The 15,178-nt window shown below is 34.3% G+C and carries 10 protein-coding genes and 2 riboswitches; of the genes, 3 read left to right on the top strand and 7 right to left on the bottom strand.

Annotated features, from left to right (window positions below; genetic code table 11):
* Positions 1–11 precede the first annotated feature (11 nt).
* The 3 genes from GH741_RS03360 to GH741_RS03350 form a co-directional block, all read right to left on the bottom strand.
* Positions 12–1,646 (bottom strand): amidohydrolase, encoded by a 1,635-nt coding sequence (locus GH741_RS03360; RefSeq protein WP_153735337.1) that lies wholly within the window; start codon positions 1,644–1,646, stop codon positions 12–14.
* 632 nt (positions 1,647–2,278) lie between these two features.
* Complete coding sequence (locus tag GH741_RS03355) at positions 2,279–3,664, bottom strand: aminotransferase family protein (RefSeq protein ID WP_153735336.1); 1,386 nt, start codon at positions 3,662–3,664, stop codon at positions 2,279–2,281.
* A gap of 301 nt (positions 3,665–3,965) precedes the next feature.
* A complete protein-coding gene (locus GH741_RS03350; RefSeq protein ID WP_170287544.1) occupies positions 3,966–5,558 on the bottom strand; it encodes a PucR family transcriptional regulator in 1,593 nt (530 codons plus the stop codon).
* Positions 5,559–6,017: 459 nt separating this feature from the next.
* On the opposite strand from GH741_RS03350, the gene GH741_RS03345 reads away from it, so the two are divergent.
* A complete protein-coding gene (locus GH741_RS03345; RefSeq protein ID WP_153735334.1) occupies positions 6,018–6,248 on the top strand; it encodes a hypothetical protein in 231 nt (76 codons plus the stop codon).
* Between the two features lie 102 nt (positions 6,249–6,350).
* Here the strand turns inward: GH741_RS03345 and GH741_RS03340 are convergent, their stop codons facing one another.
* Positions 6,351–8,615, bottom strand: coding sequence for a putative bifunctional diguanylate cyclase/phosphodiesterase (locus GH741_RS03340; protein ID WP_170287543.1), 2,265 nt, complete (start codon positions 8,613–8,615; stop codon positions 6,351–6,353).
* 101 nt (positions 8,616–8,716) lie between these two features.
* Positions 8,717–8,798: riboswitch (cyclic di-GMP riboswitch) on the bottom strand.
* Positions 8,799–9,043: 245 nt separating this feature from the next.
* Positions 9,044–9,133, top strand: a riboswitch (cyclic di-GMP riboswitch).
* Between the two features lie 142 nt (positions 9,134–9,275).
* Here GH741_RS03340 and GH741_RS03335 point away from each other — a divergent pair.
* Complete coding sequence (locus GH741_RS03335) at positions 9,276–11,129, top strand: GGDEF domain-containing protein (protein WP_170287542.1); 1,854 nt, start codon at positions 9,276–9,278, stop codon at positions 11,127–11,129.
* Positions 11,130–11,132: 3 nt separating this feature from the next.
* A complete protein-coding gene (locus GH741_RS03330) occupies positions 11,133–12,422 on the top strand; it encodes an ABC transporter substrate-binding protein (RefSeq protein ID WP_153735331.1) in 1,290 nt (429 codons plus the stop codon).
* 493 nt (positions 12,423–12,915) lie between these two features.
* Here GH741_RS03330 and GH741_RS03325 read toward each other — a convergent pair whose 3' ends face one another.
* The 3 genes from GH741_RS03325 to GH741_RS03315 all read right to left on the bottom strand — a co-directional run bounded on the left by GH741_RS03325 (position 12,916) and on the right by GH741_RS03315 (position 15,062).
* Positions 12,916–13,374, bottom strand: coding sequence for a DinB family protein (locus tag GH741_RS03325; RefSeq protein WP_153735330.1), 459 nt, complete (start codon positions 13,372–13,374; stop codon positions 12,916–12,918).
* Between the two features lie 127 nt (positions 13,375–13,501).
* On the bottom strand, positions 13,502–13,873 hold the full coding sequence (locus GH741_RS03320; RefSeq protein ID WP_153735329.1) for a DUF5316 family protein: 372 nt from the start codon (positions 13,871–13,873) through the stop codon (positions 13,502–13,504).
* 142 nt (positions 13,874–14,015) lie between these two features.
* Positions 14,016–15,062 (bottom strand): FUSC family protein, encoded by a 1,047-nt coding sequence (locus tag GH741_RS03315; protein WP_338079216.1) that lies wholly within the window; start codon positions 15,060–15,062, stop codon positions 14,016–14,018.
* Positions 15,063–15,178: the final 116 nt, after the last annotated feature.

The following is a 15,178-nucleotide window of genomic DNA, read 5'->3' as shown; positions in this document are numbered from 1 at the left end:
GCGCTCTACAGTCATAGGTCTTCAGCATAATAAACTACTTTTCCATCCATGACTGTTAATGCAACTCGTGTATCTCTAATTTCTTCAAGACCTACATTAAATAGATTTCGGTCCAATACGATAACATCGGCCAGTTTCCCTTTTTCGAGAGTACCAAGTTCACTCTCTCTAAATACCCCATAGGCAGAGCCCAAAGTATAAAACCGTAACGCTTCTGCTAGTGATATCTTTTCTGATGGATTCCATCCACCTATTGGATAACCGTCATCATGAACTCTTGTAACCGCTCGGTAAATTTCAGTCAATGGATCTAGTCCAACAACTGGAAAGTCTGTACCAAATGCAATTGGTGCACCGCTATCCTTTATGCTGTTAATCGGCCAAGTATATTTTTCTCGTTCTTTTCCTAATCTTTTTCTATACGTATTTGTTGCAAATTGTTTCGAAACTGCCATATGTTCCGGTTGAAATGATGCAATGACATCTAACTCAGAAAATCTATCCATATCATCAGGATGGATAACTTCTATATGTTCAATCGTATGCCTAGAATCTCTTTGCCCGTTTTGCCTTTGAGCTGCTTCAAAACAATCTAAACCAAGTCTAACCGCACCATCCCCACAGGCATGCAGCCTGATTCTAAAGTTCTCCTTATCCGCTTCTTTTGTCCATTCCTTAACAACATCAATTGGAATCAGCGTATTTCCTCTTGTAGTGTCATTGTCTGTGTAAGGATCGATCATAAAAGCTGTATAAGTTATTGGCACACCATCAAGAAATTGTTTAAGTCCCGAGAACTTTAGTTTTTCAGAGTTAAACACTTCCCTTAAATACCTTGGGTGCTCCAAGTCACCATTTAAAGCAGCTAGAAAATGAATACGAGTAGTCAGTTTGTTTTGAACATCAAATTGCTTGTAAAGACTTAAGTTTCCTAGTTCTAATCCTGGTAGAGGAAGCATGTCACTTACTGAAGTAATCCCCAACCTTGCAGTAGTCTTTAGGAAATTTTGCAGTAATTCCTCTTGCCGCTCGATTGGAATACTCTCGAAAACTTCTTTTGCATAAGTCATTGCTGTTTCATACAAAAAGCCTGTTGCTTCTCCGTCTTCATCTCTCATAATTTCACCAAAAGGAGGATTTGGGGTATCTTTATCAATACCTAATAATTCTAAAGCCTTACTATTCACCCATGCCCCATGACATTCATCATTAAATAGAAATACTGGCCGATCTGGAATAAGTTTATCAAGAGTGGAACGGTGTGGTAATTTTTTCTCATCCCAATAAACGTGATACCATCTAAACCCGAAAATCCATCTATCGGTAGGTCGACTATCCGCAAAGATCTTAACCATTTCAGCAACTTCTTGTTCAGACTTTGCCTGATTTAATGTGACACTTTCCTGAGACAAGCTTCCTAGGAACAGATGGGTATGAAAATCATTGAATCCAGGCATAATTAGTTGTTCTCCGAAATACATCACTTTTGTTTGTTCACCAATGAATGGACGTATTTCTTGCTCAGTACCAACAGCTAAAATAACATTTTCTTTTATTGCTACGGATCCTTTAAATGGTTGATTTTGAAGTCCGGTAAAAACAGCATTGCTAGATAAAACTAAGTCGGCATATCGATAATCGTTCATCTCGTCACTCCAATAACTAATTGATACTTAAGAAACTAGGTATCTCACTTTTTTCATAATCTATTACAATATCTTTTTCGAAAGCCTGTTTTCTAAGACACAAAATCTATAGAATACGACGTAACACTAGTTGATCTTCGCTCTAGGCAGTCGCTTTCCGCGGGCAACGCTTCAACTTCCTCGGAAGAATACCGCTTCCTGCGGGATTTTCAGCCGTCGCTTTTCCAGCAAGAGTCGACTGCCCTCCGCTCCAATCAACCACCATATAAGTGGAGTTATTAACAGTACTAGCGCTGTAAATACACTAAGACTCATAAAAAAATACAAACCTCCACGCAATGATTTTTTCAAATTAGTTAGTAGTGAAATTTTATGAGATTAACGTTTCTTGGGGTAACATCTTACTTGAACAGAAAACTACTTTAAGCTTCGGAAAAATGCGACACTCCTATGGGAAAGGAACAGTCTGAAGACCCCGCAACGAGCTGTTTTTCTCGTGAGGAGGCTGAAGCGTTCCCCATGGAAAGGGAGTGTTTTTGCGAAGCGATGGATGATCACTCATCCTCTAAAGGATGGGGTACAGTCACGACAAAGTTACGTCGCAATTTATATCAACTGTGATGTAACAAAAGTTACGTAAGAATCTTTTCAAATGCTGTTATAGATTCATCTATGATGGATATCATTTGTTCGATTTCTTGTTTGTTAATTACAAGAGGAGGAGCGATGGCTATAATATTTTTCCCTTCACCAACTCGAATTGGTCTGATCATCAATTTTCGTTTAAAGCATTCTTCTCCAACTTGTGCAGTAGCTTTAACAGAAATATCAAAAGGTTTATTGGTATCAGAATTCTCGTAAAGCTCGATCGCTGATAAAAGTCCAATCGCTCTTGTTTTGGTTACCATAGGATGCTTGCTCTTCAAATACTCAAATCCCTTTTTTAGTTCTTGTTCCATCATTTTGGCATTAACTACTATATTGTCTCTTTCGATTATTTCAATATTTTTCAAGGCAACGGCACAGGCTGTAGCATGACCACTATAAGTAAACCCATGACTAAGAACACCTTCATACTGGACAATCGTATCTCTTATATGCTGTCTAATCAGAACTCCACCTAATTGCGCATAGCCACTTGTGACTCCCTTTGCAAAACATAAAAGGTCGGGTACAACATCCCAATTTTCCACTCCAAACATTAATCCCGTCCTACCAAAGCCGGTAATAACTTCATCAGCAATAAACAGGATACCTAACTCATCACATAGTTCTCGGACTGCTTGTAAATAACCATCTGGCGGGATATGAACTCCACCTGACCCTTGAATAGGCTCCATAATAATACCCGCAATTGTATCGGCGCCCTCTTTTTCAATAATGTCCCTAATACACCCCTCATAGTTTGGGTCACTTTTATCTCCAAGCTCACAATTTGTTAAATGTGGCTTTGCATGAAATACATCAGAAATACCAGAGTTAGAAAATGTATGAAAATTAGGTATAGATGTTGCTGTTTGTGCAGCAATTGTAACTCCGTGATACGCATCTTCGAGTGCTATAAATTTTCTTTTCTGAGGTTTTCCTTTCAATTCCCAATAAAAACGTGCTAATTTAAATGCTGTATCGTTTGCTTCTGATCCACCGGATGTGTAAAATACGGAGTTTAAATCGCCAGGAGCTAATGAAACTAGCTTTTCAGCTAAACGAACCGCAGGCTCATTTGAATAACCAATAAAAGATGAACTATAGGCTAATTTAGACATCTGTTCTTTAGCTGTTTCTGCCAATTCCAACTGTCCGTGTCCTAGGTTCACATTCCAGAGCATAGAAACTCCATCAATATAAGAATCACCATTCATATCATTGACAAAGATTCCTTTACCTTCAGAAAACATAATTTTTGGGCCCTCTTCAGCATGAGTTTTCGGTGCTGTTGTAGGATGTAAAAAATACTTTTTATCTAACTCTGCCAATTCTTGAATTCTTGATTGGTTCATTGAAAGACTTTCGGTCATACAATAACCTCCTCATTATTAAGTGGGAGTAATTTCCCCATCCAGATCGTTCTATTTATCCTACTTTTTGGGATTAAATAGTAGATACATACTCTATTAAATGTAAATGAAAAGGTTTTCTTATACATTGGTTGATTTGTTTAAAATTTCAGTTGTTTTTTTTACATGTTGTAATTAATTCAGAGTTTTTTTGGTTTAAAGTTAACAAGAGTGAGGAGTACTATTTTAAATTTACTGTATATAGCTACTCTTGTTTATTATCTTTGGTGGGATATCAACATAGAAGAAAGGTTTACAATCTCTAAGATAACTTCTTGATAAAGCTTTTTGCATGGACCGCAAACTCAATAGCAAGTCGTTTATTAGATTGCATAAAATCATCTCCAAGAAGCTCTTTCAACTTCTCTATTCGGTAATACAAGGTTTGTCGAACGATAAAAAGTTTTTCAGCGGCATCCTTTTTTGAGCCGTTAACCTCCAGAAATACTTTTAGCGTTTCAAACATCTGACTATTTTTTTCATCATCAAACCTTAGGATTGTCCCTATATAGTCTTCAATAAACTCATCTAATCGTTTTTCTTTATTCAAATGAGATATTAAACGGTAAACATATAAATCCTCGTAAAAAGATACGTCACTAGCTTCGGTTTTCTGTTGAATATATATTGTTTCTTTTGCAAGTTCATACGCCTTGTCTAGCTGTTCAAGGTCATATAATTTACCAACACCGAACGTCAGTTTATCCGATGGTTGTCTCTTCATCAAATCTGTTTTTTTAATTTTATCAAGTGCTACATTCAATCGAGATTTCCAATCACTTTTATTTCTTTTATTAATAAGGGCAAAAATCAAATTGTTTCTCTCGAATGATACTAGCGCATAGAAACCCTGTTGTTCGTATATCGTTCTAAATATCATGGAATAATAAGTCAAGTCAGCTTCTTGATCCTGGAGATCCATTTTACATATACAAACTGTACAGCCATTTGGTTTCATTAGTGGTTCTATACCTGCTAGGTACTGCTCAACACTATCTTTATCATGCTCACCATTCAACCATTCAAGTAGCCAACGGTTCTCATGGTGTTTCTTCTTTTCTTCTACATATAGGAGACGCAACTGATCCTGTGACAATGAGGTTGCTGCTCTGTCTAATACTAAGTAATCAAAATCCGTTAGTTCCTGCCCTTTTGATATAATAATTAAATCAGCAAACTTATGTCCAAGTGCTTGAATAGGCTTAGAAGCGCTTTTGGCTGGTGCGTTAATTACATTTTGTGGCTGTGCTGAATTAACTAGATTTATAAAGTCTTGTTCTTGTGATTTTTCAATGGTAGGATAATATTCTAGATGACCTTCTACTGGAGAGTATGCTACTTGTACATTTAAGAACTGGTGAAGCAACCGTAAGATCCGTTTAAATCCATCAGTTGATAATAAGAGGCGGTTAAACTGATTTGAAACAGCTTCTAGATTTAACATTGTTTTATAATGTGTCTCAATAAATAATCCATTTAGATCTTGTGTAATGTCAATGAATCGAACTTCCTCAGTAAAAATGATTATTGGAAAGTCATTTTTATCTGCCAACTGGACCATCTCTTCTGGAATGGAACTAATGTATGTTCCTAATTCCACACATAGCCCTGAAACCTTTTTATCGATTAATTGTTGCAATAACGACAAACTGGATTGCTGATTCTCTCTCCAGCCAATACCTGTAGATAAAATTAGTTCATTTCCATTCAACAAGTGACCTATTTCCGTCACTTCTATAATATGTACCCACCGGATTAGTCGATTTAATCCTTTTTTTCCTGCCACTACCTTTGCCTTTTGAAAGTTTGTCCGGGACAAGATATCCGCTACAGTTAGTTTGAATGAGTTTCTCATAAATCCCCTCCATGTGTTTTTTAACAATCGCATGTTTTTGGACAAAGTGTAAAACTTTAAAATTCATAACCTTTACATAATTGTTACAATATTCGAAACTTTATGTCAACGTTTTTTTAGAATAGTGACCTATGTTAATTTAGTAAACCACTAAAAAAGCCTTGATTATCGCTTGTTTTGCCTGAAAAGGTAAGTAATATTGCTATATACCAACAAAAATTTTCAGTAACCAAACCAAACAAAACGTAAAGTTTAAGATTAAGAAGATAAACAGGAGCATAACTGATCAATTAAAAGAATCAAGGTATTATTGCTTTCAATCCATCAAAAATAAGGCAGTATCATTGATTTACAGGCCTTTCGTCGTTTTATTATCTTAAGTGCTTGTGATAATATTTTAAAGTACGATTGAGATTTACTTATTAAAACGATCAGGAGGAGATTAAAATCTCATTTGAAATGCCACCAAAAGGAAAGACTTGTAGGCTTGTAGCAACAACTAAAATCGGAATGGATATACACCTTACTGTTCTTCATATTGAAGATGGATTTGTTTACCATAAACTTAGTGATACTGACAAACAACGTAAAGATATTCAAGAATATATAACAGAACTACATCCAAAGATTCTATCCGGAGTCTATCATGCCGAATTAGTTGATATGGCAAAAGAAGAAATATGCTGCTAAACACCTCAGATGAGGGGTTTCTTTATTAAAAGGGCTATAGTTATTTAAAAATATAATTATAAACTAAACAGAAAAGAGAAGCTGTGAGCTTCTCTTTTCTGTTTAGTTTATCTTACCTTCTCTGTCATTTTTTAAATATACTTCGAATTTTTCTGAATCCGTTGGCTTCAAGAACCAATATCCTTGACCAAATCCACACTGATGTTCACTTAATATTCGCGCCTGATGTTCTTCTTCTATACCCTCTGCTACAACGTTAAGATTTAAGTTTATCCCCATATCTATTATTGTTTTAACCATCGAAAGACTAGTCGAATCGGTCACACCATCAATAAATGACTTATCTATTTTTATTGTGTCAATCGGTAGTTCTTTAAGAATATGCAAGGAAGAATAACCAGTACCAAAATCGTCAATAGAAATAGTAACACCCATTTCACGTAGTTGGTGCAATGTACCTGTTATTTCTGTAATGTTTTTCATTACACTTTCTGTTATTTCCAAATCTAAAAATTTCGGTTCAAGACCTGTTTGATCTAATATTTCTTTTACCGTTTCAGTGAATGTGCAATGTTCCAGTTGGCCTACAGAAACATTTACCGAAACGGATAGGTTTGGATAGCCATTATCATGCCAGTGTTTATTTTGTTTACATGCAGTTCTAAGTACCCATTCTCCAAGTTTTCTGATTTGACCGGTTTCTTCTGCTACCGGGATAAATTCTGCTGGTGAAATAAAACCCAGTATCGGATGATTCCAACGAAGCAACACTTCCATCCCAGTAACTTTCCCCGTATGCAGTTCCACTTTTGATTGATAAGCAAGAGTCATTTGGTTTAGCTCCAAAGCCTTTCTTAATTCAGTTTCTAAATCAACCTTTCTAGTCATCACTTCATTTAATTCTGAATTGAAAAACTGAAAAGTATTCTTACCATTTTCCTTAGCACGATACATAGCAGCATCAGCATTTTTAAGCAATTCATCCCCTGTTTGACCGTTTTGGGGATAAACACTAATGCCAATACTAGGAGTGACAACAATTTCATGTTGTTTTACTGTAAAGGGTTTACTAAATGTTTCTAGAATTTTTTGTGAAACTTCAATACAACGTTGCTCAGAAGAATTTGAAACAGCAATAACAAACTCATCTCCACCAATACGGTAAATTCGATAAACACCTAATGATTCGTTCAACCGTTTTGCCACAGATTCCAAAATACAATCACCAATAAAGTGACCAAGTGTGTCATTAACATTTTTAAATCGATCTAAATCCATTAACAACACAGCTACTGACTGATTGGTATCCTTTGCTTCAATCATCAATTTTTGGAGTCCTTTTTTAAAACTTGTCCGATTTCTTAACCCAGTTAACGGGTCATGATAGGCTAAATACCGGTATTCCTTAATCAATTTCCTGTTTTTATTCACTACATAAACCTGACGAACGATAATCATTAAAATAGTTACAGTAAAACCAATACTTAGGGGATTATAAGCCCAACCATAACTATCAACAACTAACAACATAAATATGATCACAATAATATAAGGAAAAATAACTTCAATTTTTTGTAAAAACTTATCGTCTATCTTGGTTAGTTCGGATGAGCTTTCCTTAGCACTTCTACCAGCAATACCTATTAGAAAGAAACTAATTACATAGCCAAGGACAACCAGATTTCCTGGTTCAATAATCCCTAGAGTTAATTGTGCACCATAGTAGGAATCAGCAAAAAAAAGAATTACAAAACCAGCAACAACAAATTGCAAATTCTTTTTTTCTTTCGTGTACTTTGATAGTTGATAAAGCATGATTGCTACAAACAAAATACTCCAACTTGTAATTGGATAGATCACGACCGGCATAGTTGCCATGAATGAAAGGTTTGATGTATCCATAACAGGCTGAATTAAGAACTGAACACTAATAGAAGCAGCAAACGACATAAAAATAAGTGTATTAAAGGTGTTTGCATTATGAATTAGACGTCTGCTAATCACATTCGTTTTATATACTAAAGCACCAAGGAAAAATAAATAACCGGTTAATCGTAGATAATAAGGTAAATCTAGAAATTTCATCAAAGTTTCGGTTATTGGAAAATAAAACACAGACAATACCGATGTAAAGGAGAAAAGTGTCCCTAAGGACAGCAGTAACCAGAAATACTTCTGACTTGGATTAGAAATTCTACGGTAAGCCCTCCATAACCAAACAAAACTGATTGCCCCACAGATTACTTGAAGTAGCGAGGCAGATAAATGCACGATTAGCTCACCATTATAAAATGTTAGTATAAAAGAATGGATTAACACACTACTTATAAAAAGAATAAGACCGACTGTTGAACGTCTAGTTGACATCATCTTAATCACCCCTGGTTGTTAAATAATAAACGTTGCACATTTTTCTCAATAAAAAAAGGTTATCTCCAAGGGAAATAACCTAAAAACGTAGTTATCTCATTGGCTGCTCAGCCACCATAGGAATCCCTTAGGTCTGTAACTTTGCGTCCTCACCTTTCAATGAGTTTGCCTTTTCAGTGAAATATATTCAATTTTATTATTTACAATATATCATACTATTTTACTATAGGGAGTCATAAATTTACATAAAACTACGAAAAATGACAAATGTTACCGAAATCTCATCCTCGATAGCTAATATCACTGGTAATTATTGTATTCCTAATGAAAAATTGACATAATATACCTTTATTATTAAGCATTTTGTACTATATTGTTTTATTATCAAACCTCCTATGGTATATTTAAAGCAATGAAATAACTAATAATGATAAAGGCAAACCTATTGAAAGATAGGGACGCAAAGCCTCAGGTCTACTGTTCAATAATTGAACAAAGATTGCTAGGTTACCATATCATTTCTTATGGTTCCCTATGCCGTTGTGCCTAGGAGCCTTTTTTTATAGTTAATTTGAGCTTTTGTTGGAATAAATGCTTTTTTATGATCAGCATTATTTGTTTTCTATTAACTATGAAACTTTAATTAGGAGACTAAACATGGAACGTATACTTGGTAACAGGTTAGGGTATTGGGCTTTGTTAGGAGGATTAATTGGAAGTGCAATTGTTGCACAGAACTTTCCTTTGTATTTAATTTTTGACGTAAAGTTTGTTTTTGTATCCGTATTTTATTTGGCAATCATTCGTCTTTTTAATTATAAAAAAGCTATTGCATCCGTATTAATAATAAGTATTATTGGGTTTTTCTTGGGAATTCACAGTGCCTTTCTTCTATTAAATATTGTTGAGGTATTGTTCGTAGGGGGATTATATCGGTGGAGAGGAAGAGATCTCTTAACTTGGGATGTTCTGTTTTGGGTAGTTATTTGGATACCATCCTACTATTTGTTTATACATACTTCCGATTTAATTGTCGATGAGTTAGCATTGCTTACGCTATTTCAAGTATTAATCAATGGCTGGATATCTGCATTCTTTGCTGATCTACTCTCTGATTATTTACCACGCCTACCATTTTTCAGAAAAATATTTACAAAAAGAAAGCCTCTGTATTTTGGTAGGATTATTTCGCATATTACTATCATCGCTGCTGTTATCCCGATGTTCTGTTTTACAATAATTAACGGCTGGTATCAGGAAAGCCTGATGATTGAAAGTACCACTACGGAGATTACCTCATCGAAATCTCGAATTAAAGAAGAAATAACTACAATGGATCGAGATGAGATACAGAACCTTATATTAGGATCAATTGTTCAAAAAGCATACCTTAAGGAAATGTTTGATAATCTTACAAACCAAAACAATATGCTTATATATGCTGTTGACAATCAAAACAACATCTTTGCATATAGTAGTTCTAATCATGAGACTGATGAGAATTTCAAACTACTTGATAATGGCTATGTGTCTAAGATTAGTAATGATATAGCTCTGTGGCTCCCGAAAGAGAATAATAACATACTAGATTGGTCACATGGCTACTTTTACTCCACCCTATCAATTGAGGATATGAACATATTCACTATTATTCCTATACAAGAAAAAATGGGCACTATTGCTAGACAGTTGACTATTTACTTTGTAACTATTTTATTATTATTTGCTGTTGCTGGAGCATTTGCTTGGCTATGTAAACGCATTCTTTCTGGATCGTTGCTACATTTAACTAAAATGACCTCTGATCTACCTAAACGGGTAGAAAATAGCGAGAAGTATTCCTACAGCGGAAGTGATGTCTATGAATTTGACTCGCTTGGTAAGAATTTTGAACAAGTAGCCAAAAAACTACGACAAATGTTTATTGAAACAAAACAGGTAAACTCGCTCCTAACTGAAAGAACCAAAGAATTAGTAGCATCCAAGGATGAATTGTATCGATTAGCACATTTTGATGCACTTACAGGACTTCCTAATCGTTACACTTTTACAGATGATATTAAAGACATTCTAACTAACTACCATGAGAGTAACTTAGAATGTGCGATCGTCTTTATTGATTTAGATAAGTTTAAACAAGTGAATGACTTGCTCGGACATAGTGGTGGTGATCGTTTGTTGCAAGTGATTGCTGAGAGGTTGAGAGTGTTTGGAGATCATCATAATAAAATCAAAGCCTACCGTTTAGGTGGAGACGAATTTGTTCTAATTATCAGTGACACAACTTACCTAGAGACAAATAATTTATGTATTGAATTAGCAGAACAGATTAAAATCCCGGTTCTCATTCAGGGAGAGCCTTTAGAAATATCCGCGAGTATGGGTGCTAGTTTTTATCCAAGTGACGGAGAAGATATTGAAAAGGTTATTACAAATGCAGATACGGCGATGTACAGAATAAAGGAATCAGGTAGAAACGGCGTGAGCTTATTCAGTCACGAGGAGGGGTGAAAATTGAGACTTATAAAAATTATTCCTATCCTTTTAACAATCAGTCTTGTTCTAGTTGGTTGTAAACATTCTATCTCTCCATCCCATCTCGAGTTATCGAAGTATCAAGCCTATGAGAATCAAGAAGTCACCTCTAACGAAAATACAGACCATCTAAAGTTATGGACACATGAGATTAGTTATGATATCGAAAATACGATTAGAATTTTTAATCAAGCATATCCAAATATAAAGGTAGAAGTAACCGTAATAAACCGTGATGAGGTGGTAGACAAGTATAGAGAAAGCTTGATTGAAAAAGATACACCCGATTTATTTGTAATATCCGATGAGAATCTCGGGAGTTTTTCTGGGATAAACCGACTAGAAAATCTTAAAGAGAAATCTGATGATCCTTTTTTTCTTGAACTATTTAAAAGTGGACTAATCCAAAACTATAGCTCTGTTCATGAGGATTATGTCTACGCATTGCCTTTTGAAGTGTACCCTTATGTCACTTTTTATAGAGCTGATATTTTAGAAAAAGAAGGATTTCCCTCTGAGCCGACAGAACTTGCTGAATATATGAAAAATGAAGAGAATTTTATGAGAATGGCAACAGAATTAGAAACTGAAGACCATTATATAATGGAATACTCGCATAGTTTGATAACCCATTTCAATCGTTCCATAAACTACCATGATCAACAACTTAATTATTTAGGTGCTGATTCCTCCTCTCAAAAAGTATTTGAGGTATCTGAATTTATTGGTGAAAACGAACTGTTCTTAAATAACACGATATGGAGTCCAGAAGGAAAACAAGCACTAAAAGATGATCGACTAGTGATGTTTTTTCTTCCCTCCTATGGACAAGACCGTTTAAAGGAATGGCTACCGGAACAATACGGAAAATGGCGGGCCACTAATTTACCTTTTGGGAAAGTTGGTATGGATAAGGAAGTAGGAAAGTCCTTAGCTATTTCTTCCTACTCTGATAACAAAGAGTTAGCATGGAAGTTTGTTGAATTTGCTGCAAAAAATAATTCCCAAAGATATAATCCTACAAATGGAGATTACTATTTTGGTGGTCAAGATTTGAACAGCCTATACAAGGACATAATTAGTACTGATTTACCTGGTCAACCGACGCCCATTGATAAATCTGCATATGAGGTGTGGGAGCTGTATTTATACAAACTTAATAGCAGTAATCATTCTATCTCTAAAAGTGATGTATTAAAGATTGAGAGTAATATAAATGAAAGAGTTAGATTGGACAAACGCGTTTTATTAGATTTGATAGATCAGTAGTTTATCTAAAACAAAATGGTAGCATATCTAACTAACTATAATGTTCAATAACAAACAGCAGCCCAATTGCTAATTGGAATTCTAACTAGCAATTGGGCTGTTGTTTATTTAAGTTTTCTCATCTTTGTTCTTAGTCTTCTAGTTATTTGGAAACCAGTTATGAAAAAGAGTCTAATTTTTACTGGTTAGTTTAAGACGTTTATTTCTTAGGCAGTGACTTCACGGCTATGTTGATTTTCGGTGATTAGTTAACACAACTGGTGCGCTTTTATTTCTCTAGTATCAATCCTTGCACTAATTTCATCGTTTATTATGGTTTCTTCAGTTATTTGCAAATTGCAGTCATACCCTAAAGTGTATACAATACCAATTGAATTTTTTAAACTGCATCTGTACACTCGACCATAAGTAGGTCAGACTCGGAATAAATAACATACCCTTTAAAACTGTTAAACCTATAAATCCTTTAAAGTATCAATATAGCCAGATCTAGTTATTTAATGTTTCTATTTAAGATTTGATTGTTAATATGATGTTCCATATGCCTAAGATAATCTTGTATAAGCCATTCAAAAGTCTTATGTTGGTTATCTCCTAGATCACAAAGATTGGATAGGCGTTCGTCAGGAACATTCTTTACTATATTAACGAGTTGCTTATTTAATATTTCGAAAAGATATACTATATCATCAAGTGACCTATCTTGATAATTTTGGATTGTTACCCATTGATCTTGATTATAAGGTTGAACAACATAAATAGGGATTTCATATTGTATCTTTACAAATCTTTCAATATTATTTATCGCTGAATCACATAGATGGCCCAAAGTTTCTTTTCTAGACCATTTATTTGGTAATGGTCGACTTGAAGTCTCTTCTTCAGACATAGCATTATACTCTTCTGGTAAATTTTTTATCCAATAATTTATTGCCTCAATCACCTGTTGCATATGTACACTCCTCCTTTTTATTGTGCAGTTAATTATCTCTCTTAAATCTGATAGGATGCAGTAACTCTCCACTAGTTTACGAACAAATAAATGTATACATTTGTCGAACTAAATTATAAAGGAAACCCTATCTGGTCACTAAACCTATTACTACAAATATAATTAATAATGTAAAGTTAGGGACTCCAAGTAATAAGAATCTTATAACCCATTTGTTTTTTCCCTGTCTATATTCTTTTGGTTCTGTATGATAATTAGCTCGATTTCTATCACCATCAACAAAAGCACCCGTTAATAAACCTGCTAATAGTAAGGGAACAACTGCCGCTACAGCTATTATTTTCAAAAATAAGTTCCAGTCACTAGTAAGGACACCAATAGCCAAAGCGATAATGGTTAAAAATACACCAATACCAAGATATTTAAGAATAGTAATCCCCCCTTTTTTATATATACGTTCAAAACGATGATAAAGTTTCAAAGCCCATCTTACATACATTGTACCCAACCATCGAATTTGGACTTCATCACTCGCAACTGTTGCGTAGGTTTGTCAAGAGTATAACATCCAAATTAGAGACTAAAATAAAAAAGACACAGGAGGGAATTCAAAATTAAGAATGCCCTTTGTGTCTTTACTTTCATTTGCCGTGTTCTCTAATCTTAATATACTGATTTATTAATTTTTCAAGTCGCTCTAAATGAAATGAATAGTCAACTATGGAAGAAGCGATAATCATAGTGCGAAGTTTCTGTTCCTTATTTTCATGATAGAACTTCAGTACCTGATCGTAAAATTTTTCTTTTTCTTTCAATATGTCATTGTCTATATTCTGATGATTTTCTTTTATCTTACCTATATATTTTAATAATAAATATTCATGGTATTTTACTAACTCTTCAAGTTGTTGGTCCAAAACTTTATTTTCATCGTCAATTGATTTATTTTGAGAATAGTGTTCCTCAATATTATCTAGAAGTTGATTTCCCTCCTGTAAAACCTTAAGCATTTGTTTAAACACAATGATTTCTCTTGCATTTAATCGTTTTGACTTGCCAAATTTTTCTCTTTCTTCATCAAATAATTTGTATTGTTCTTCTAATTTCTTTAAATCTTTTTTAAAGCTCCTATTAATTTCTTGGTATGAGGCCTCAGTCATTTCATTGGAAATAACAGTTCTCATTAATAATGACATATTACGAAAAGCAACATCTATATTCAAGATATATTTTTTCTTATATTTTGGAGGAAATATCAATGTATTTACAATTACTGCAGTACTAGTCCCTATTAAAATGACGAGAAATCTTTCTAACGCAAAATAAAAGTCTTCACTTCCAGTCGCACTCATTACTGCGATAACGGTAACAAGGGTTAACGGAATGGTGTTTTCCATTTTCATCTTAATACTTAGAGAAATAATTAAAATTATAACAAATCCAATAATAACTGGATTTTCCCCAAAGAAATATAAAAAAAATAAGGAAATTGAAGCACCTATTGAGTTTGTAATTACTTGGTCAGGTAATTGCTTCCATGTACGGTACACTGATGGTTGGACAGCCAATATTGCAGCCACCCCAGCAAAAACAGAGTTTTCCATACCCAAAATAATACAAATATAAATTGATAAGGTAACGGCTAAACCAGTTTTTAGAATTCTTGATCCAAAAGGAATACATATCACTCCCCACTATGTTCTTTTAAACTAACAATTTGAATAATGAAGTTGAAACATCACTTCTCTATCATCCATTTAAATGAGTACTCTGTTTTCAGAATTGGGTATGACCACATATCTTG

The sequence above is a fragment of the Aquibacillus halophilus genome (assembly GCF_009649745.1).
Classification (GTDB): Bacteria; Bacillota; Bacilli; order Bacillales; family Amphibacillaceae; genus Aquibacillus; species Aquibacillus halophilus.
This window is presented reverse-complemented; position numbering and strand designations above follow the sequence as displayed.